Here is a 19,083-nt window from a genome sequence, read left to right as displayed (position 1 = left end):
AGGTGTACCAACCGGGCATATGCCCAACCGGCATCGATGCGCCACAAACCAGGGCTGCCGGCCCTGTCAGGAGCAGCGGTTGAATCCTCTTCCACGCCAGACGGTCGATCTCGCCCGCATCATCCTCGTCATCGTGATCCTGGCCGGCCTGATGGCAGGCAGCCTCTACATCCTGCGCCCGTTCCTGCCCGGCCTGGTCTGGGCAACCACGATCGTCGTGGCGACGTGGCCGGTCATGCTGGCGATCCAGCGCTATTGCGGCGGGCGGCGCTGGATGGGCACCCTGACGATGCTGGTCATCCTGCTGTTCGTCATCGTGCTGCCGCTTTACGAGGTGATCTCGACGCTGGCCTTGCACAGCAGCTCGATCATGGCGGCGGTCAAGAGCCTGCCCGACTACGCGCTGCTGGCGCCGCCCGCCTGGGTCCACGGCATTCCGTTGGTCGGCCCCAAGATTGCGCAGGAATGGCAGACCCTGTCGGACGCCGGCGCCGGCGGCCTGCTGGCCAAACTGGAACCGTACCTGACCAGCGCCGCGGCCTGGCTGCTCGGGCATGCCGCCATCGTCGGCGCCTTCATGATGCACATGCTGATCACCGTGGTCGTGGCCGGCATCCTCTACACCAAGGGCGAAGTGGCGGTCGATTTCGTGCGGCGCTTCTTCAACCGGCTGGCGGGCCAGCGCGGCCTGGCGGCCGTCAAGCTTGCCGGGCAGGCGATACGCGCCGTGGCCCTGGGCATCGTCGTGACCGCCGTGGTGCAGTCCGGGCTGGGCGGGATCGGCTTGTGGATCGCGGGCGTGCCGGCTGCCGGCATCCTTACCGCGCTGATGGTGATGCTGTGCCTGGCGCAGCTGGGGCCTTTCCTGCCCATGCTGGCCGGCGTGGTCTGGCTGTTCCAGAACGACATGAAGCTGGCGGCCGCGGTGCTGCTGGTCTGGTCGGTGCTGGTGGCGATGCTGGACAACCTGCTGCGGCCGCTGCTCATCAAGCGCGGGGTCAACCTGTCCTTGCTGCTGATCCTGGTGGGCGTGCTGGGCGGCCTGTTTGCCTTCGGCATCGTGGGCCTGTTCATCGGCCCGGTGATCCTGGCGGTGACCCATACGCTGCTCAAGGCCTGGATCGACGAAGTGCCGCCGCCCGCCGCGCTGGACGCGGAAACGCAACCGGCGGCAACGCCCGCGGGACACGCCGAATTCCCGCCGGTCTGAACGCCGCCCGCATTGGCTGCCAGCCAGGCCGCGGCCGGCAGCCTGCCGGGGAAGGGCGTAACATCTGCCTCACGTCGCGGGCGCAAGGCCCGCTTTTCTGGCAACACCCCGGCAATACCTCATGACGATGCACCCACTGGCGCCGCTGCAAGGCGGCTATTCTTTCCGGTCCAAACTGCGGTCCGAATCACGGTCCGAACTGCGGCTCGATTCATGGCCTGACTCCACGCCCGGCCCCGCGACTTCCCAGCACAAGGCGGTGGTGCGATGAGCGAAAGCGTACGCCTGGCCAAGCGCTTGGCCACCGAACTGTCCTGCTCGCGCGGCGACGCAGAACGCTACATAGAAGGCGGCTGGGTCGCCGTGGATGGCAAGCAGATCGAGGAGCCGGGCTATCGGGTGGCGCCCGGCCAGTCCGTGGGCCTGCTGCCAGGCGCGCGCCTGGAAGACGCGCGTCCCGTGACCATCCTGCTGCACAAGCCCGCCGGCCTCTACGCCAATGACGAGCCCGGCTCTGCGCGCGACCTGATCCTGCCCGAAAACCTGATGCGCGGCGACCGTTCCGGGCAGCGCTACCTGAAGCGCATGCTCAACGGCCTGAAGCTGGTCACGCCGCTGGAACGCGCAGCCAGCGGCCTGGTCGTCTACACGCAGGAATACCCGATCGCGCGCAAGCTGGTGGAAGAAGGGCGCTACGTGGAGCAGGAGTACGTGGCCCAGGTGTCCGGCCAGCTCAGCGCCGCCGACCTGGCGCGCCTGCAGCGCGGCATGGCTTATGACGGCCGCGCCGCCACGCCCATGAAGGTCAGCTGGCAGAACGAAACCCATCTGCGCTTCGCCCTGAAGACGCCTGCGCCCGGCTTCATCGAATACGTGTGCGACGCGGCGGGATTGCGCCTGCAGGCCCTGCGCCGCATCCGCATCGGCCGCCTGCCGATGGCGGGCCTGGCCCTCGGCCAGTGGCGCTACCGCCTGGACTACGAACGTTTCTGACGGCAGCAGGGATGACCATGGAACAAGCGCCGCAAGGCCAGCGACCGCAGCGAAATACCGGACGCAGGAGTTTTCTGATCAACACCGGGGCCCTGTGCCTGTCCGCGGCCTTGGCCGGCTGCGCGGCGCCCAAGCCGCCGCGCCGCGCGCCGCAATCGGCCAAGCCCGGTTCCGCGGCGCCCCCGGTTGCCAGCGGCGCAGCAACGCCGGTGCCCGCGCTCAAGCCCGGTGCGCGCGTCGCCATCGTGGCGCCCGCGTCCGCCGCGCTGGATGCCGCGGATGACGCGGCCGAATGGTTGCTGGCGCGTGGCTACGTGCCGCAGGTCATGCCGGCCTCGCGTTCGCGGCTGGACGCCCCCTATGACTATCTGGCGGGTTCGGACGCCGACCGCTTGGCCGACCTGCATGCGGCCTTCGCCGCGCCGGATATCGGCGCCGTCTGGTGCCTGCAGGGCGGCTTCGGTTCGTGGCGCCTGCTGGATCAGCTGGACTTCGATCTGCTGCGCCGCCACCCCAAGCCGTTCATCGGTTATAGCGACATCACGGCGCTGCACCTGGCCATGCAGCGCCGCGCCGGCTTCGTCACGTTCCACGGGCCGATGCTGGCGCAGGACCTGCTGGCCGGCAAGCGTGAACCCACCGAATCGCATTTGCTGTCCATGGTCAGCGGCCAGGTGGGGCAGGGGGCGTGGATCACGCCGCCGCCCTATGCCACCGCCACGGAACTGATACGGGGCACGGCGACCGGGCGGCTGATCGGGGGCAATCTGGCGCTGATCGGCGCACTGATCGGGTCCGATAGCGAAATCGACACCAGCGGCGGAATTCTTTTCATCGAGGACGTCAACGAAGCCTTGCCCCGCATCGACCGCTTGTTGAGCCAGCTGGCCGCCGCTGGCAAGTTCGACGGCCTCAAAGGCGTGCTGGTTGGCAACTTCACCCGCATCCTCGGCGTGCCGGGCGACGATGCCCAGGCGCAGGGGCTGCTGTATCCGCTGATACTCGACCAGTTCCGCTCGCGCGGCATTCCGGTGCTGGCCGGATGGCCCAGCGGCCATGGCGATCCGAACCTGACCTTGCCGCTGGGCGCACAGGTCACGCTGGACACGGCGCGTGGCGGATTGCGGCTGGAGCAGGCGGTTGTAGTTTGACCTGTTTTGCTCATTTAATGAGTCATAAACCACACTAATGCCTCATTAATAGAGCATACTTAATTCTTAATATGCCTCATTAATAGTGCAAACCAACAAACAAAGCACTATTATTGACTCATGAAAAAGAAGATCGAACCCAGCTTCGATGCCGCCAGTGCGCTTGCGCGCCTTGGCGCCAACATCCGCACCGCCCGGCTGCGCCGCGCCGAAACCGAATCCACGCTGGCCGCCCGCATGGGCGTGTCGCGCGCCACCATCACGCGCCTGGAACGCGGCGACGGCGGCGTGTCCCTGGCGCTGGCCATTGAAGCCTTGCTGCAGTACGGCTATGCGGACCAGGTCTACGCCCTGGGCGATCCCGACCTGGACGGCGTAGGCAAACGCCTGGACGCGGTGCGCCGGCCCAGCCGGGGCAGCGGCAAGACGCCCAACACGCACCGCGCCGATCCTACCCAGCTGTAGCGCCACGCAAATCGTGAAAGCAAGAAAGCACAAATCGGTGGAAAGCGAGCTGTATGTCTACGTCGACATCCGCGGCGAGGCCGTGCTCGCCGGCCTGCTGACGCTGGACGATTCGGATGAAAGCCGCTTCTACGCCGAGTTCACCTATGTGCAGTCCTATGTGAACGATCCGCGCGCCTTTGCGCTGGATCCGCTGAACCTGCCGCTGGTGGACGCGCGCACCACCTTCCGCACCGAAAGCCGCTACGAAACGCTGGGCGCGATCTTTGACGCCGCCCCCGACGCATGGGGCCGCAACGTCATGCGCGTGGACAACGCCGGCGCCCGCGTGACCGAGGACGAAGTCCTGCTCAAGGGACGCGGGATGGGCGTGGGGGCGTTGTTCTTCAGCGCCCGCCGGCTTACGCCGAACATGCGCAAGACCTATCGCCTGCCGGAACTCAGCCAGGTGGAATCGCTTGCGGACCTGCTCACCGATATCGATCAGGGCGTCAAGCCCAAGGGCCTGTACCGCGACATCCTGGGCAGCTCCTGGGACATCGGCGGCGCGCGTCCCAAGACCATCGTGCGCGACGAGCGCGGCGAAATGTGGATCGCCAAGTTTCCGCGCAGGGGGGATTCCTACGACCGCCAGCGCGTCGAATACGCCAATCTGCAGATGGCGCGCGCCATCGGCTTGACGGTGCCCGAGATCCGCCTGGCTGAAACGCATCTGGGCGCGGTGCTGCTGACGCACCGCTTCGACCGCGAGCTGCTGCCGGCCGGGCAGGGCGCGACTCCCATCGTCGCGCGCCGCCATTTCCTCAGCGGCGCCTCCCTGATCAGCCCCTCGGCGCAGATCGGCAAACGCGAACTCGACGAGGCGCGCGGCAAGGCCACGTATTCCTACGCGCGGCTGGCGGACGTCACGCGCCGGATTTCGTCCAACCCGGTGCGGGACTTGAAGGAACTGTACGCGCGCATGATCCTGAACGTCGCCGTCCACAACACCGACGACCACTTGAAGAACGTCGGCTTCCTGAAGGACGAGGGCGCGCAGACCTACCGGCTGTCGCCCCTGTTCGACGTGGTTACGCAGGAAGGCTCCGCCAGGCACTACCTGCACATCGGCGCAGCCGGCCGGGAAAGCTCATTCCAGAACTGCCTGAGCGAATACCGGCGCTTCGGCCTGCGGTCTGAAGCCGTCGCTCGCGGCATCCTTGAGCACGTGCGCGAGGTGGTGGAGCAACGCCAGCGCTACTACGCCATGGCCGGGATGACGGCGCAGGAAATCGGGCATGTGGAAGCATCCTTGACGGCCTGGCGCCACGCGGCATAACCCGTCCGCGTCGCGGCCCTACACCCGCTTGGCCGACCAGTTCCCCCGGCCGGCGGCGCTGCCGCTCATCTGCTTGCCATTCACCGTCCCGGTATAGCGCACGCCGTTGGCGACAAAGGAGATCTCGGCGCCATTCAGCCGCGCCTCCGAAATCGGCGCGCCGCCCAGCTTGCCCGACAGGCGCTGGTAGCGCTGCTCCAGCTGCAGGGGCTGGCCGTCCACCTCCCAGTTGCCCGCCACCTTGGCGGGCACGATCCACAAGAGCGCCGTGCAGTAGGTGCTGCAGTCCTGCCGGATGGTTTCCTCGGCGTCCGGCTCCCAATCGCCCATGCGGAAGGAGTTCGACACGATGCGGGTGCCGGGCGCCAATTCCAGCAGCTTGGGCCGCAGTTTTTCGTTGATGGTCGACAGCAGGAACATGGTGATCACGTCCGCCTGCGACAGATCGGTGGCGAACAGGTCCGCCGTCACGAAGGTGGCGCGGTCGGCAACGCCGGCGCGCTGCGCGTTGCGGCGCGACAGTTCGACCAGGTCCGGGTTGTACTCGATGCCCTGGGCCGTCAGGCCGCGCTGGGCCGCGGTGATGACGGTGCGCCCGTCGCCCGAGCCCAGGTCCATCAATTTGTCCTTGGGCGTGACCTTGGCCATGTCCAGCATGGTATCGACCAGGGCCTGCGGCGTAGGCACCCAGATGACGTCCTTGCCGTCCTGGCCCACGTCCGGCACGTACTCTTTCTGTTCCGAGGGCTGCGCGGCGGCGGCCAGCGACGGCAGCGGGACGCATGCCAGGGCCAGCGCGGCCGCCGACGCGAGCACAGCGCCGCGCAGGGGCAGCATGGCGCTACGGGCGGCGGATCTGAAGGACTGAATCGCGATGTGCATGATGTGGACTCCTTGCAGGTAAGGCATGCGGACGGGATCGCCGCCCCGGGGAAACCTTGGTCAGGCCCGCGGCGGCGCGGGCCCCAGCAGGCGCAGCAGCGGCAGGCCCGCCGCCAGCACCGCCAGCCCGATCAGCGCGCCGGCGCCGGCGTACATGGCGCTGGAAACCACCAGGCCGGCGCAGGTCAGCGCCAGCAGCAGCGGGGGCAAGGGATAGAGCGGCACGCGGAACGGGCGCGGCCGATCCGGATCGATGCGCCGCAGGCGCCACACCGAGGCCGCAACCAGCAGCATGAAGATCCAGAACACCGGTGCGGTATAGGCCACCAGGGTCTGCACGCTGTTCTGGCTGAAGGCGCCCAGCGCGATCAGCGCAAGCGTGATCGCGCCCTGGACCAGCAGTGCGGATGCGGGCGTCTCGCCTTGCGCGTTCCACGCCGCCAGCGCGCGCAGCCGCGGCACGTCGCGGCCCAGGGCGCAATACACCCGCGCGCCGGTGATGATGGTGCCGTTGATGGTGCTGAGCGCCGTGGCGCAGATCGTCAGGCTGAGCAGGGCTGCAGCGTAGGGGCCGGCCGCCAGCTGCATCACATCCGCCCCCAGCGCCGGCGTATCGCGCAGCCCCTGCAGGCCGAAGATCTCCAGCAGCGCCAGGTTGGTCAGCACGTACGCGCCCGTCACCAGCAGCGTGCCGATCAGCAGCACCCGGCTCATGTTGCGGCCCGGGTCGCGCAGCTCGCCGCTGAGATAGGCGGCTTCGTTCCAGCCGCCATAAGTCAGCAGCACGAACACCATGCCCATGCCCAGCAGACCCGCGGTATTGCCGGTCAAAGGCCCCGGTTCGGCAGCGCTGCGCAGCGGGCTGTCTCCCGCGGCGGCCAGGCTGGCGATCAGCACCGCCGCCAAGGCCGCCACCGTCAGCGCAGTGAACACCCATTGCAACCGCTTGGAATAGCGCGTGCCCGCCACGTTCAAGGCGGTCAGCGCCACCACCGATATCGCCGCGTGCAGGGCGGGGCCGTACGGACCAAGGGGCGCGAGCCGTTGCGCGTAATCGCCATAGATATAGGCGACCACGGCGATGGCGCCCGTCTGGATGACGGAGCAGCGCGCCCAGGCGAACATCAGTCCCACCTGCCGCCCCCAAGCCCGCGTCAGATACAGGTACTCGCCGCCCGCGCCGGGATAGGCCGAGCCCAGCTCGCCGTAGCAAAGCGCGCCGACCAGCATCACCAGGCCGCCCGCGCACCACAAGGCGATGTACATCGCCTCGGAACTCGCGTGCTGCGCCACCAGCGGCGGAAAGCCGAAAATGCCGATCCCGATCACCACGCCCACCAGCACCATGGTGGCATCCATCACCGACAAGCCGGCCGGCGCGCGCGGCTGGAGCAACAGGGCCGGATTCGCGGGCGAACGCAGGGTGGGCTGTGTCATCGGATGCTCTCGGTTGGGCGCGGCGGGCGCGTGGAGACGGCGCCATTTGGGGACGGTGCCTGACAATCACCTGAACAATTTGCGACCGTATTCCGTGCGGGAAAGTTTCTCCGGGTTTTCCCGTGAGAAACGATTATTTCTCGAATTCAGCATAGATTCAGCATCATCCAAGTTCTTAGAATAGTTTTCTAATTCATTGATTAATATGAATTTAATTTCATACTTAAGGTTCTTTATTTAAAGTAATTTCTCATCATTGAATCAAGCTCGATATGCAACGCCTCCCGCGCTATGCTGATTGCGCCGGACGCGCGCCACACGAGCGGCCGCCGCAAAGGAAGGGGAGCCAAACCGCAATTCAGGAGCAGCGACATGAAGCTATCCATACGCGTGGCCACGGCAGCGCTGGCGCTTTCCGGACTGATGGGCCTGGCGCCCGCCGCGATGGCCCACCACGGCTGGTCGTGGGCCGAATCCGAACAGATGACGTTGCAAGGCACGGTCCAGCAAGTGCAGATCGCGCCCCCGCATCCCTGGCTGGACGTACGCGCCGACGACGGCGTCTGGCGCGTGGAGCTGGGCAATCCCACCCAGACCAAGGACGCCGGATTCGTCGAAGGTTCGGCCAAACCGGGCGATGCCATCGTCGCCGTCGGCAACCGCGACCGCGAGTCGGACGCCAAGCGCATGAAAGCCGTCCAGATCAAGGTAGGCGGCAAGACCTACGACATCTATCCCAGCCGCATCAAAAAGCCCTGACCGGCCGGGGCCATGCCTGAGCTGCTGCGTCTTGCGCTGGAACAGCTTCAGACCCTGCCGCCGTCGATCTGGCTGCGGCGGTGGAGCACGCTGTATCTGCTGGTGAACGCCGCCCATATCGGCGCCATCGGCCTGCTCATAGGCTCCATCGTTCCGCTGGACCTGCGCCTCCTGGGGTGGCTCAAGCCCGGACCGCTGGCTGTGCTGGCGCCGGCGTTGGCGCGGACTGCGGCAGCGGGCCTGGCGCTGGCGGCGTTGACGGGCGCCATGCTTTTCAGCGTCCAGCCGCTGGAGTACCTGGCGAATCCCGCGTTCGGGATCAAGATGGGTCTGCTGGCCGCGGGTGCGATCAATGCCGTGCTTGCACGGCGCAGCCTGGCCTGGCAGACGGTGCGGGATCAGGGCAGTGCGACGGGCGCCATGCGCGTGCGCGCAGGCGCTTCGCTGTTTTTATGGCTGGCTTGCCTGGTGGCGGGGCGCTGGATCGGGTTCCTGTCTTAGGAGCCAGGGCCTTGCGCGTGCGGCGATCGCAGCGCCCGGAAAATCAACGTGCGGCGTCAGCCACGGCCTCGACCGTGATGCGCAGTTGCACTTCGTCGCTCACGCCGGGCGCAAACGCGTCCACGCCGAAATCGCTGCGCTTGACCACCGTCATGGCGTCAAAGCCGATGGCCGGACGCTGCGCCATGGGATGGATGCCTTGCTTGTTCTGGCGCGCCTGCAGCACCACCGGTTTTTCGATGTTCTTGATGCGCAGGACGCCACTGATGCTGAGATTGCCGTTGCCGTGGTCGGTGACCGAGGTGCTCTTGAACTGGATGTCCGGGTACTTGGCCGCCTGGAAGAACTCGGCGCCTTGCAGCATTTCGTCCAGCTTGGGTACGTGCGACGTCAGGCGCGCCACCGGCACGCGCAGGTCGACGGCCGACTTTGCGGGCTGCGCGGCGTCGTAGCGGATCACGCCCGTCACGGCCCCGGCATGCGCGGTGGGCTTGGAGAAACCCAGGTGGTCCCAGGTCACCACGACTTCCGTGTGTTCCGGGTCGATCTGGTAATCCACGGGCGCGGCGTGCGCCGGCAGGCTGCCCAAGGCCAGCAGCGAGGCGGCCAGAAATGCTGCGTAGGTGTGCTTCATTCGATTCTCGGTATGTTCGGCGTCCGGAGGAGCCGGGACGCGCATTCCGTCAGCCCGTCAGCTTAAAACGCGCTGACAGCAACGGCACGGAAGAAGGATAGGAAAGGATGCAATACCGCGCTAGTCCGCCGGAACTGACTGCAGCGTTCCAGTTTTGATGCCAATCAAGCCGATACGATCGGCGGCATTGCTGGCCGGGCGCCGCGCGCCGGCCAGCCCGCTGCCGTCAGGAAGCCTGCGCTTCGGCCAGTGCGCGCTGCACGGCCGGTCTTGCCGCAACCCGGGCCAGATAGGCCGCAAGCTTGGGGAACTGCGCGAGGTCGACGCCGTCGCCCTCCAACCAGCTGCCGATGGTGTAGAGATAACCGTCGACCACGCTGTAGCGCTCGCCCGCCGCCCAGGGGCCGGCGATCTGCGATTCCAGGTAGGCGGCGCAGGCGGTCATGGTCTGCGGTACCTTGGCCTGCATGGCGGCATGCGCGGCCGGATCGTCGGCCCAGCGCGCGCCGCGGCGCTTGTGCGCGTGCGCCACGTGCGCGGTGGACGCCAGATAGCTGGCCAGCTCCTGCATGCGCGCGAAGGCGAAAGGATCGTCGACCGGCGCCAGCTGCGCGGCCGGAAAGCTTTGCGCCACGAAGGCGAGCAGGGCGGGCGTCTCGGTCAGCACGCCGTGCTCGGTCGCCAGCGCCGGCACGCGGCCCTTGGGGTTGACGCGCAGGTACTCGGGGCTCTGTTGCTGCGCAGCGCCCATGTCCAGCTTGACCAGGTCGAAGTCGGCGCCTGCTTCATGAAGCGCGATATGCGTCGCCAGCGCACAGGTGCCAGGGGCTGTGTAAAAAGTCCAACGGGACATCCGCATCCTCTACTTTCTATGGTTGAAAAGCCAAGTCGCCACTACGGGCTGCCGGCTACAGGGTAGCCCGATCACCTGCCTGCGCCAAGCTTGGCGGCGACGCGCACGAAGCGGCGGCATTGTCTGATCTACATCAGACGGCAATCCGAATTGGCTGCGCGTTGCCATCCGTGCGCGGGATCTGCTCTGCCTTGCGTGATAGCATCTGCGCCGATAAGGAACCGCCGAATGCATGCATCTGCCTATGCCCGTAGACGTTGGGTCGCGCTGGTCGCGATGGCCCTGTTCGTCTTCCAGGCGCTGATCGCGTCTTCGGCGCTGGCGGCCTCGGGCATCGGAACGGGCAAGCCCGGTGTCACCACCATCGTCTGCACGGCCAGCGGCCCACGCGTGGTGACGCTGGATGCCGATGGGCAAAAGCAGGGCGCGCAGCAGCACAGCGGCGCCTTGCCGCACTGCTGCAGCGCAGGCTGCGCCATGCTGAGCGACGCGCTGCCGCCCGAAATCGTGCTGCTGGCCTGGCTCCTGCCAGCCGCAGCTCCCGCGGTCCATCCCCCCGCCGCCGAACCCCACGTTGCAAGCGCCTTGACCCGGCTGCCGCAACGGTCGCGCGCGCCGCCGCCATCCGCCTGACCCTCTCCCCAGACTTCCACGACACGCCATCCGCGCAGCCCGCCAACCCGCGGGCCTGAGCGGTTGCGCCAGCGTCGTCCGCACGCAGCAGGCCAAGGTCCTTTTGCGCCGCGCGGGGAGGGCCCCCACTTCGTCACGCCCATGCGCAGACAGCGCGCTCCTGCCACGCCTTTCTTAAAGGGAGGCGGCCGCGCTGCCCGTCCGCGCCTGCCACCGCACGTTCCCGATCGACAGACACCAGACATGACCACAAACCAAGAATTCCTGCGCGCGAGTTGCCTGGCCGCCGCAGTGGCCGCCTCATTTCCCGCCTGGCCCCAAGCCGCCGACACGCCCGACGTCTACACCACCGATCCCGTGGTCATCACGGGCGTGGAACCCAGCGCGCCCTTGACCTTCACCACGGATCCCAAGATTCCGCGCCAGCCGCTGCCGGCCAGCGACGGGACCGACTATCTGAAGACGATTCCCGGCTTCTCGGCCATTCGCAACGGCGGCACCAACGGCGATCCCGTGCTGCGCGGCATGTTCGGCTCGCGCCTGAATCTGCTGACCAACGGCACCTCCATGCCGGGCGCCTGCCCTGCGCGCATGGACGCGCCCAGTTCCTATATCTCGCCCGAGAACTTCGACCAGCTCACGGTCATCAAGGGACCGCAGACCGTGCTGTGGGGGCCCGGCGCGTCGGCCGGGACGGTCAAGTTCGACCGCGACACGCCCCGTTTCACCGCAGCCGGCGTGCGATTCGACGGCAGCCTGACGGGCGGCTCGTTCGGCCGCAACGACCAGGCCGCCGACCTGACCGTGGGCAACGACAAGGTCTACACGCGCATCACCGCCAACCATTCCCACTCCCAGGACTACAAGGACGGCGACGGCAACACCGTGCCTTCGCGCTGGGACAAGTGGAACGCCGACCTGACCCTGGGTTTCACGCCCGACGCCGACACGCTGTACGAACTGACCGCGGGCACGGGCGATGGCGAAGCGCGCTATGCCGGCCGCGGCATGGACGGCTCCCAGTTCAAGCGCGAGAGCTTCGGCCTGCGCTTCGAGAAGCGCAACCTGGGACCCGTGCTGAGCAAGGTCGAGGCGCAGCTGTACTACAACTACGCCGACCACGTGATGGATAACTACACGCTGCGCGCGCCGGACCCCATGAGCGCCATGCCCATGGCCATGGCGGCCGACGTGGACCGCGCGACCTGGGGCGGCCGCTACGCCGGCACCTGGGAACTGACGCCGGATATCAGTCTGGTCACCGGCCTGGATTTCCAGCAGAGCCGCCATCGCTCCCGCAGCGGCACCGATACCGTGCCGTACAGCAGCCAGAGCTGGGTCAAGGACGCCGACTTTTCCAACACCGGACTGTTCGGCGAACTGACCTGGCGCGTCGCGCCGGACAGCCGTGTCATCGGCGGCGCACGGGTCGACAGGGCTTCGGCCAAGGACTTCCGCCAGGACACGGGCTCGATGATGATGCCCATGCCCAATCCCACAGCGGATGAGCGCCGCAAGGACACGCTGCCCAGCGGCTTCCTGCGCTATGAGCAGGATCTGGCCTCGCTGCCGGCCACGGTCTATGTGGGCCTGGGCCACGTCGAGCGCTTCCCCGATTACTGGGAGCTGTTCTCTCCGGACCAGGGGCCTGCCGGGTCCGTCAACGCCTTCCAGGGCGTGAAGCCCGAGAAAACCACCCAGCTGGATTTCGGCGCCCAGTACAAAACCGAAGCGCTGGACGCCTGGTTCTCAGGCTACGCCGGTTACATCAATGACTTCATCCTGTTCAGCTACACCTCGGGCGGCATGATGGGTCCGGCGTCGCAGGCCAGCAATGTCGACGCACGCATTGCAGGCGGCGAACTCGGCGTCTCATACAAGCCCGCGTCCGCGTGGAAACTGGGCGCGACGCTCGCGTATGCCTGGGGCGAGAACCGCAGCGACGGCAGGGCGCTGCCGCAAATGCCGCCGCTGGAGGCCAGGCTCAGCGCCGCCTACGATGACGGCACCTGGTCGGCCGGGGCGCTGTGGCGCATCGTGGCCGCGCAAAAACGCTACGCCTTGAATGAGGGCAACGTAGTCGGCAAGGACTTCGGCCCGAGCGCTGGCTTCGGCGTTTTCTCCGTCAACGGCGGCTATGCGGTCAACAAGCAGGTCCGCCTGTCGCTGGGCGTGGACAATCTGTTCAACAAAACCTACAGCGAACACTTGAACCTGGCGGGGAATGCGGGTTTCGGCTATGCCGCCAACACCGCAGTCAATGAGCCGGGCCGCACGGTCTGGGCGCGCGTGAGCTTCAAGTACTGACGCGCCCAGTCCGGAACACGCCGTCAGGACTAACGCCCGGTTGTCAGCAGACGAATGATGCCGCGCAGGTCCTGTTCGGCCTCCAGTCCGCGCAGCCGTCGCGCCAGCTCCCATGTCTGGCCGGCGGGCAGCGGCGGCTGCACGGACGCGCAGCAGGCTTCGAACTTGGCGTCCTGTTCCGCCACGCCCAAGGGGCGTTCCGGACTGCCGGGAAAGGCCGGCATGTCGACCGCGAATTCGCGGCCGTCCTTCAGCCGCAATTCCACGCGCTGGGGGCTCATGGCGTTGGGGTCCGGATTGCCGTCATCCAGCACCTGGACACGGGCAGCCAGTTCGAAAGTCCTGGCCTCGGCCAGCGCGTCGGGATCGAAGTCGGGTATGCCGACCCGGCCGCGCAGCAGGGCAGTAGCGATGGCATAGCCCATGCAAAGCCGGGCCGTGGCGGAATCCATGCCCGGATGGGCCGGCCGTCCCACCAGGCGCACAATCAGCGACGACGCGCGGACCGTGATCCGGTCCACGTCCCCGGGCTGCAACGAATGGGCCCGCATGAGGTCCAGCACGGCGCCGATGCCGCTATGGGTGGCCCGGCCGGTCGGGTAGGGCTTGTGGCTCATGCGGGTGATCTGGAACACCCGGCCCACGTCCGCGCGAACCGCGTCCCAGTCGGCCTGGCCGGCGTCATACAGCGCGAAGTAGCCATAAGGGCCTTCCAGGATGTCGCGCGGACCGGGAAAGCCCGCGCGCGCCAGCTCGAAGGCCGTAACCGCCGCCCTGGCGTTCAGGCCGACCTGCAGGCCCACCGCGGGCGAGCCTTCGATATGCGCCTGCATGGTGCCGGAGAGATGGCTGTACGCCAGCCCCAGCGCATCGCGCGTGGCGCTCTCATCCAACCCGCCAAGCTTGCACAGCGTGGCCGTGGCGCCCAGGCCGCCGCACATGGCCGGCCGGAAAAAACGCATGGGCGCGCGCTGGGCCAGCGCGACATAGATGGCGAAGTCCAATCCGGCGGCGACCGCGGTGATCAATCGGGGACCATCGACGCCGCCTTCGCGTTCGGCATAGCCCAGCGCCGCCGGCACGATGCAGGCAAACGCGTGCACCACGGCCCGGTCGTGGATCGCGTCGAACTCCTGGTTGAACACTTGATATGCGTTCAGCATGACCGCGCTGGCCAGCGGCAGCCGCTCGCCGCTGCCCCAGACGGTCGCTTCCGCGCCCTGGCCCAGGGCCTGGGCCGCCTGGCGCAGCGAGGGCATGCGGGGATGGCGCGAGCCGGATAGCCCGACGCCAACCGCATCCAGGATGAAGGTCTTGGCCGCTTCCACCGCCGCAGGCGGCAGGTCCTCGTAACGGGTGCGCAGCAAATGCGCGACCAGGGTATCGATGGCGTTCATGCGGCGGCTCCGTCGGGCTGGACGGGAACCTGGGCGGCGTACCAGTCATACATCGCGGCGCCGGTGACGAAGGCGGTCATCGGGTGCTTTTGCAGCAGGTCCAGCATGGTGAGCAGGTCGGCGTAGCGGTGCGGCACGCCCATCAGATGGGGATGCAGTCCCAGCGTGAGGACGCGCGGACGGCCCGCGGTCCGGGCCTCGTCGGCATACAGGTCCAGCGTCCGCTCCAGGCGCCGGCTGAATTCCCCGGTGGCATGCTTTTCCACGGCGTGGATGACCGAGTCGTTCAGTTCCAGCGCGTACGGCAAGGCCAGCAAGGGCCTGCCGGCGGTCCGCATCCAGTTGGGCAGATCGTCCAGGCACCAGTCGAACAGGTAGTCGATGCCGGCCTGGGCCAGGAGATCCGGCGTGTCCAGCGTTTCGCGCAGGCCCGGCGAGAGCCAGCCGCGCGGCCGGCGGCCGCTGAAGCGCTCGATCCGGTCCAGCGCCGCGGCGATGGTGCGGGCCTGGCCGTCGCCGTCCTCTTGCGACAAAGCGCGCTGGTGGATGCCGTGGCCGATGAATTCCCAGCCGGCCTCCAGCAGCGCCTGGGCCGCCTCGGGGTAGGCATCGATGACGGAGGCGTTCAGGCTGGCCGAGGCAGGCAGGCCGCGGCCGCGGATGGCGTCGATGATCCGCGGCAGCCCGCAGCGCAGGCCATATTCGGCCCAGCTGTAGTTGGGCACGTCCGGCACCGTCTCGCGCCCGTGCGGCGCGGTCAGCAGGGTGCGGGGCATGGGCTGATCGAACGGCCAGTGCTCCACATTGACGACCAGGTGCACCAGGATGGCCCGGCCGTCCAGCGCCGCCAGGGGCGGGCGCTGGCTGGAAAGCATGAAAGGAATGCGTGGATTGTTCATGGCATCTTGCTCATGGTTCAAAGACGGCTCAGCGGCCAAGGAAGACCGGGTCGCGTTTTTCGGCGAATGCCCGCCGGCCTTCGGCGTAGTCCTCGCTGGCGAAGCACCGGGCCACCAGGGCGTCGATCGCATCGAGCTGCGCGGGCGCGGGCGGATTCATGGTCGCCAGTATGGCCGCCTTTGCCGCGCGCAGGGAGAGGGGCGCATTGGCGGCGATGGCGCGCACCCGGGCCTGCGACTGGCGGACGAAATCGTCGTCGGCGTACCGTTCGTGGACCAGGCCGCGGCGTTCGGCCTGCTCGGCGTCAAGGATGCGGGCGGTATAGAACAGGTCGAAGGCGGACGCCGCGCCCACCACGCCCGCCAGCCTGCGCATGTCGGCATAGGAGTAGCCCAGCCCCAATCTTGCGGCCGGCATGCGGAAGCGGGCGCTGGCGCTGGCATAGCGCAGGTCGCAGGCCAGCGCCAGGCCGATGCCGCCGCCCATGCAGGCGCCTTGTATCAGCGCGACGGTGGGCGCGGCGAAGTCCGCCAGCAATTGCTGCGCATCCGCCACCGCCTGGTTGTACCGGGCGACCGCGGCCGCGCCGTCGCGGGCCTGGTCGAACTCGCTGATGTCGGCCCCGGACACGAAGGCCCGGGTACCGGCGCCGGTCAGCGCCAGCACCCGGACTGCGGCGCCGTCGAGTTCACGCAGCGCTGCGGCCAACTGCAGCCACATGTCCAGCGTCATTGCGTTGCGCCGTTCGGGATGGCAGACCGTCAGGGTTGCAATGCCGTCCTGGAAATCCACCTGGATCTGGCCGCCGCTCATACCACGCCCTCTTCATACAGGCGCTCGATGTCGTCCGCGGCATAGCCCATCTCCGCGAGCATTTCGCGGGTGTGCTCGCCCCAGCCTGGCGCGGGCCGTCTGATCTGGGCGGGCGTGCGCGTCAAGGCCACGGGCTGCGAGATCAGCCGATACTGGTGTCCCGCATCGTCGGCAACCGGCTGCGCCACGCCCAGGTGGCGCACCTGTTCGTCCTCGAATACCTGCGGAATGCTGTAGACCGGGCCTGCAGGCACCCCGGCGCGGTTCAGCAGGCCGACCCAGTGCGCGACGCTCTGTTGGCTAAAGCGCTGCGCCAGGGATTCATTGAGCGCACCGCGGTTCGCCACGCGCAACTTCTCGGACGCGTAGCGCGGGTCTTCCAGCCATTGCGGCGCATCCAGGCACTCGCACAGGCGGCGCCAGTTGCCTTCGCCGGACGCGCCCAGGTTGAATGCGCCGTCGCTGGCCTCGAACAGCCCCATCGGGCTGCTGGTCGGATGGTCATTGCCTGCCTGCACCGGCGTGTCGCCGTCGTTCAGATAGCGCGCAGCCTGGAAGTCCATCAGCGCGATCTGCGTGTGCAGCAGGGAACTGTGGACCCATTGGCCCACGCCGGAGTGTTCGCGCTCCAGCAGGGCCAGCAGGACGCCGACCGCGGCATAGATGCCGGTGCCGCAATCTGCGACCGCGAGTCCCGCGCGCAGCGGACCGCCGCCGGCAAAGCCCGTGACCGACATGAGCCCGCCCATGCCCTGGATGATCTGGTCAAAGCCCGGCCGGTCCGCATAGGGACCGTCCTGGCCAAAGCCGGAGATGCTGGCCAGGATGATGCGGGGATTGATGGCGCGCAGGGCGTCGTAGTCCACCCCAAGGCGCGCCTTGACGTCGGGCCGCCAGTTTTCCACCACCACGTCGGCCGTGGCCACCAACTGCTTGAAGACGGCCAGGCCTTCGGGCTTCTTCAGGTTCAGCGTCATCGACCGCTTGTTGCGGTTCAGGTTCTGGAAGTCGCCGCCAGTACGGTCCGCGGCGAACATGGCTTCATTGGGATCGATCCCGGCCGGCGGTTCGATGCGGATCACGTCCGCGCCGAAGTCGGCCAGGATGCGCACGCAGGTCGGGCCTGCGCGCACGCGCGAGAGGTCCAGCACGCGAAAGCGCGCCAGGGTGGGGGAGGCATTGATTCTGGCCATGATGAGTCCGTGGATTAGCGTTGCAGAATGGCGGAAAAGGGCAGTGCGTACTGATGCGCGAAGGCCAGCAGCAGGGCTTCGCTGCCGGGCGCGCCGACCGCTTGCACGCAGACAGGGCGGCCTTGCGCATCGATGCCGACGGGCAGGACCAGCGCCGGCAGCCCCAGGTAGTTGAGGTAGGCGTGATGGCGGTGCAGCGCGCCGAGCGCGCGGGGATCGAAATCGGGGCTGCTGGTCGTGACCGCGGCGCGGTCCGGCACGCCTTGCGGCAGGCAGGGCGTCAGCAATAGATCGGCGTCGGCCAGACAGGAGGCAAGGAAGGCCGCGCGCAGTGGCGCGATCTGCGACAAGGCATGGCGATACCAGACCGCCGGCATGGCCCAGCCCGGCAGCGCGATGGCCTGGGTGGCCGGCGCCAGCGAGGCCAAATCACGGCGCACGCTGCCCGCGAGCGTGGCGGCGGCTTCGGCATGAAGCACGATCTGCGCCAGACGGTTCAAGCGGTCCAGGTCGGGCGCGGGGCGCAAGCCGATGCGTTGCGGATCGGGCAGGCCGCGTTCGAATCGCGCCATCGTCTCTGCCACGTCGGCGCGCGCTCCGGCAGTCGCCAGCGTCGAGGCCAGCCTCCAACGCCGCGGCCTGGATAGTTCCCGTTCGATCAGCGCCATGTCCGCGGGCAACGCGGACGCGGTTGGCGGCGTTGGCAGCAACGCGGCGTAGACGCAGGCCGCATCCAGCGCGCTGCGGCCCATCACGCCCACCGTGTCCAAGGTAGGCGCCAAGGCCGCCACGCCGTCCGCCGGGATCGCCCCCGGAGTCGGCTTGAGTCCCACCAGGCCGCAGGTCGCGGCCGGCATGCGCACAGAGCCGGCCGTATCGGTGCCCAGCGTCGCGGGGACCAGGCCTGCCGCCACGGCGACCGCGCAGCCGCTGGACGATCCGCCCACCGCGGCGGCGGCGTCCAGCGGATTGGCCAGCGGCGCGCCGTGGGGGTTCTCGGCCGTCGCACCGCAGGCATGCTCGGCCATCGCCAGCGCGCCCAGGTTCAACGCGCCGTGTTCCTGCAAGCGGCGCAGCGCCGTGGCCATCGGCCCTGGGGCTTCGTCGCGCAACGGCCGCCCGCGCCCCGGGGCGTGCATGCCGGTCTGGAAGGCATCCTTGTGCGCCAAGGCCACGCCTTCAAGCAGGCCGCCCGGACGCACGGTCAGCGCAGAGGGTTGATAGGTGCGCGTGGCGCAGTGCAGGTCGGCCGCCCGGCGCTGGAACGCCGCAGCCTGGGTCGAGACCAATGCCACGCGTGCGCCGGGCGCGGCCTGGGCGTAGTTTCGACGCATGTCGGCCACGGAAAGATGCAGCAGAGAATCAGGCATCGTCGTCCCCGCAGCCGTCGATCTCGGCCTGCACGGCGGCAAGGCGCAAAAGCGTGCGTGCGACCGCCGCTTGCGTCTCCACTGGTACCGCCAGGCCATGCGTCTTGCAGGCCAGGGCGACCCAGGCCTGCCATTCCTGCTTGGGCGAGTCTTCCATGCTCATTACCTCCTGCCGCGTTTTGCTCGTTAAAATAAAAGTCTAGTCTCATAAATATATTTATAGAAGTCAAGAAAATACTATGCCTAGCGTGAATTTTCTTACCCCCT

The 19,083-nt window shown here is 67.9% G+C and carries 19 protein-coding genes; 9 read left to right on the top strand and 10 right to left on the bottom strand.

The genetic code is table 11. The annotated features are described in order from the left end of the window. Positions 1-79 precede the first annotated feature (79 nt). The 5 genes from ydiK to IB259_RS04990 all read left to right on the top strand — a co-directional run bounded on the left by ydiK (position 80) and on the right by IB259_RS04990 (position 5,137). Positions 80-1,210, top strand: a complete 1,131-nt coding sequence (gene ydiK / locus IB259_RS05010) for an AI-2E family transporter YdiK (protein ID WP_054454367.1) — start codon at positions 80-82, stop codon at positions 1,208-1,210. A 267-nt stretch (positions 1,211-1,477) separates the two neighbouring features. Further along, positions 1,478-2,203 carry an RNA pseudouridine synthase gene (locus IB259_RS05005; protein WP_192327887.1) on the top strand — a complete coding sequence of 242 codons (726 nt, stop codon included), beginning with the start codon at positions 1,478-1,480 and terminating at the stop codon, positions 2,201-2,203. A gap of 209 nt (positions 2,204-2,412) precedes the next feature. After that, positions 2,413-3,354 (top strand): LD-carboxypeptidase, encoded by a 942-nt coding sequence (locus IB259_RS05000; RefSeq protein ID WP_175213759.1) that lies wholly within the window; start codon positions 2,413-2,415, stop codon positions 3,352-3,354. Positions 3,355-3,474: 120 nt separating this feature from the next. Further along, positions 3,475-3,819: a helix-turn-helix transcriptional regulator gene (locus IB259_RS04995; RefSeq protein ID WP_175180953.1), complete on the top strand. Its 345-nt coding sequence runs from the start codon at positions 3,475-3,477 to the stop codon at positions 3,817-3,819. 13 nt (positions 3,820-3,832) lie between these two features. Continuing rightward, positions 3,833-5,137, top strand: coding sequence for a type II toxin-antitoxin system HipA family toxin (locus IB259_RS04990; protein WP_370528687.1), 1,305 nt, complete (start codon positions 3,833-3,835; stop codon positions 5,135-5,137). Between the two features lie 18 nt (positions 5,138-5,155). On the opposite strand, the gene IB259_RS04985 is transcribed toward IB259_RS04990, so the two are convergent. Together IB259_RS04985 and IB259_RS04980 are read right to left on the bottom strand one after the other, a co-directional pair. Beyond that, positions 5,156-6,019 carry a cyclopropane-fatty-acyl-phospholipid synthase family protein gene (locus IB259_RS04985; RefSeq protein ID WP_225596777.1) on the bottom strand — a complete coding sequence of 288 codons (864 nt, stop codon included), beginning with the start codon at positions 6,017-6,019 and terminating at the stop codon, positions 5,156-5,158. Between the two features lie 60 nt (positions 6,020-6,079). Next, positions 6,080-7,378 carry an APC family permease gene (locus IB259_RS04980; protein ID WP_054454863.1) on the bottom strand — a complete coding sequence of 433 codons (1,299 nt, stop codon included), beginning with the start codon at positions 7,376-7,378 and terminating at the stop codon, positions 6,080-6,082. A 450-nt stretch (positions 7,379-7,828) separates the two neighbouring features. On the opposite strand from IB259_RS04980, the gene IB259_RS04975 reads away from it, so the two are divergent. Continuing rightward, positions 7,829-8,215, top strand: a complete 387-nt coding sequence (locus IB259_RS04975; RefSeq protein ID WP_054454374.1) for a DUF6152 family protein — start codon at positions 7,829-7,831, stop codon at positions 8,213-8,215. A 12-nt stretch (positions 8,216-8,227) separates the two neighbouring features. Beyond that, positions 8,228-8,716 carry a DUF6644 family protein gene (locus IB259_RS04970; protein WP_175164377.1) on the top strand — a complete coding sequence of 163 codons (489 nt, stop codon included), beginning with the start codon at positions 8,228-8,230 and terminating at the stop codon, positions 8,714-8,716. Between the two features lie 43 nt (positions 8,717-8,759). Here IB259_RS04970 and IB259_RS04965 read toward each other — a convergent pair whose 3' ends face one another. After that, a complete protein-coding gene (locus IB259_RS04965; protein WP_054454380.1) occupies positions 8,760-9,350 on the bottom strand; it encodes a YceI family protein in 591 nt (196 codons plus the stop codon). 226 nt (positions 9,351-9,576) lie between these two features. After that, positions 9,577-10,203 (bottom strand): glutathione S-transferase family protein, encoded by a 627-nt coding sequence (locus tag IB259_RS04960; RefSeq protein WP_054454865.1) that lies wholly within the window; start codon positions 10,201-10,203, stop codon positions 9,577-9,579. A 228-nt stretch (positions 10,204-10,431) separates the two neighbouring features. Here IB259_RS04960 and IB259_RS04955 point away from each other — a divergent pair, with 228 nt between their 5' ends. Both IB259_RS04955 and IB259_RS04950 read left to right on the top strand, forming a co-directional pair. After that, positions 10,432-10,836, top strand: a complete 405-nt coding sequence (locus IB259_RS04955) for a DUF2946 family protein (protein WP_054454382.1) — start codon at positions 10,432-10,434, stop codon at positions 10,834-10,836. Between the two features lie 243 nt (positions 10,837-11,079). Further along, on the top strand, positions 11,080-13,143 hold the full coding sequence (locus IB259_RS04950; protein WP_192327884.1) for a TonB-dependent copper receptor: 2,064 nt from the start codon (positions 11,080-11,082) through the stop codon (positions 13,141-13,143). 29 nt (positions 13,144-13,172) lie between these two features. Here the strand turns inward: IB259_RS04950 and IB259_RS04945 are convergent, their stop codons facing one another. The 6 genes from IB259_RS04945 to IB259_RS04920 are packed head-to-tail and all read right to left on the bottom strand — an operon-like array spanning position 13,173 to position 18,979. After that, entirely contained in the window at positions 13,173-14,540 is a 1,368-nt protein-coding gene (locus IB259_RS04945; RefSeq protein WP_192327882.1) for an MmgE/PrpD family protein, read from the bottom strand. Next, entirely contained in the window at positions 14,537-15,439 is a 903-nt protein-coding gene (locus IB259_RS04940; protein ID WP_054454388.1) for a polysaccharide deacetylase family protein, read from the bottom strand. The genes IB259_RS04945 and IB259_RS04940 overlap by 4 nt, the downstream gene beginning before the upstream one ends. A gap of 28 nt (positions 15,440-15,467) precedes the next feature. Further along, positions 15,468-16,253, bottom strand: coding sequence for an enoyl-CoA hydratase (locus tag IB259_RS04935; protein ID WP_119452026.1), 786 nt, complete (start codon positions 16,251-16,253; stop codon positions 15,468-15,470). Continuing rightward, positions 16,250-17,446: a CaiB/BaiF CoA-transferase family protein gene (locus IB259_RS04930; RefSeq protein ID WP_192327879.1), complete on the bottom strand. Its 1,197-nt coding sequence runs from the start codon at positions 17,444-17,446 to the stop codon at positions 16,250-16,252. The genes IB259_RS04935 and IB259_RS04930 overlap by 4 nt, the downstream gene beginning before the upstream one ends. 14 nt (positions 17,447-17,460) lie before the next feature. Next, positions 17,461-18,816 (bottom strand): amidase, encoded by a 1,356-nt coding sequence (locus IB259_RS04925; RefSeq protein WP_192327876.1) that lies wholly within the window; start codon positions 18,814-18,816, stop codon positions 17,461-17,463. Then, positions 18,809-18,979, bottom strand: a complete 171-nt coding sequence (locus IB259_RS04920) for a hypothetical protein (RefSeq protein ID WP_156337376.1) — start codon at positions 18,977-18,979, stop codon at positions 18,809-18,811. The genes IB259_RS04925 and IB259_RS04920 overlap by 8 nt, the downstream gene beginning before the upstream one ends. Positions 18,980-19,083: the final 104 nt, after the last annotated feature.

This window comes from Achromobacter sp. ACM04 (assembly GCF_014851465.1).
GTDB lineage: Bacteria > Pseudomonadota > Gammaproteobacteria > Burkholderiales > Burkholderiaceae_B > Achromobacter > Achromobacter aegrifaciens.
Note: the sequence above shows the minus strand (reverse complement) of the source record. Positions and strands in the feature narration are given on the sequence as shown.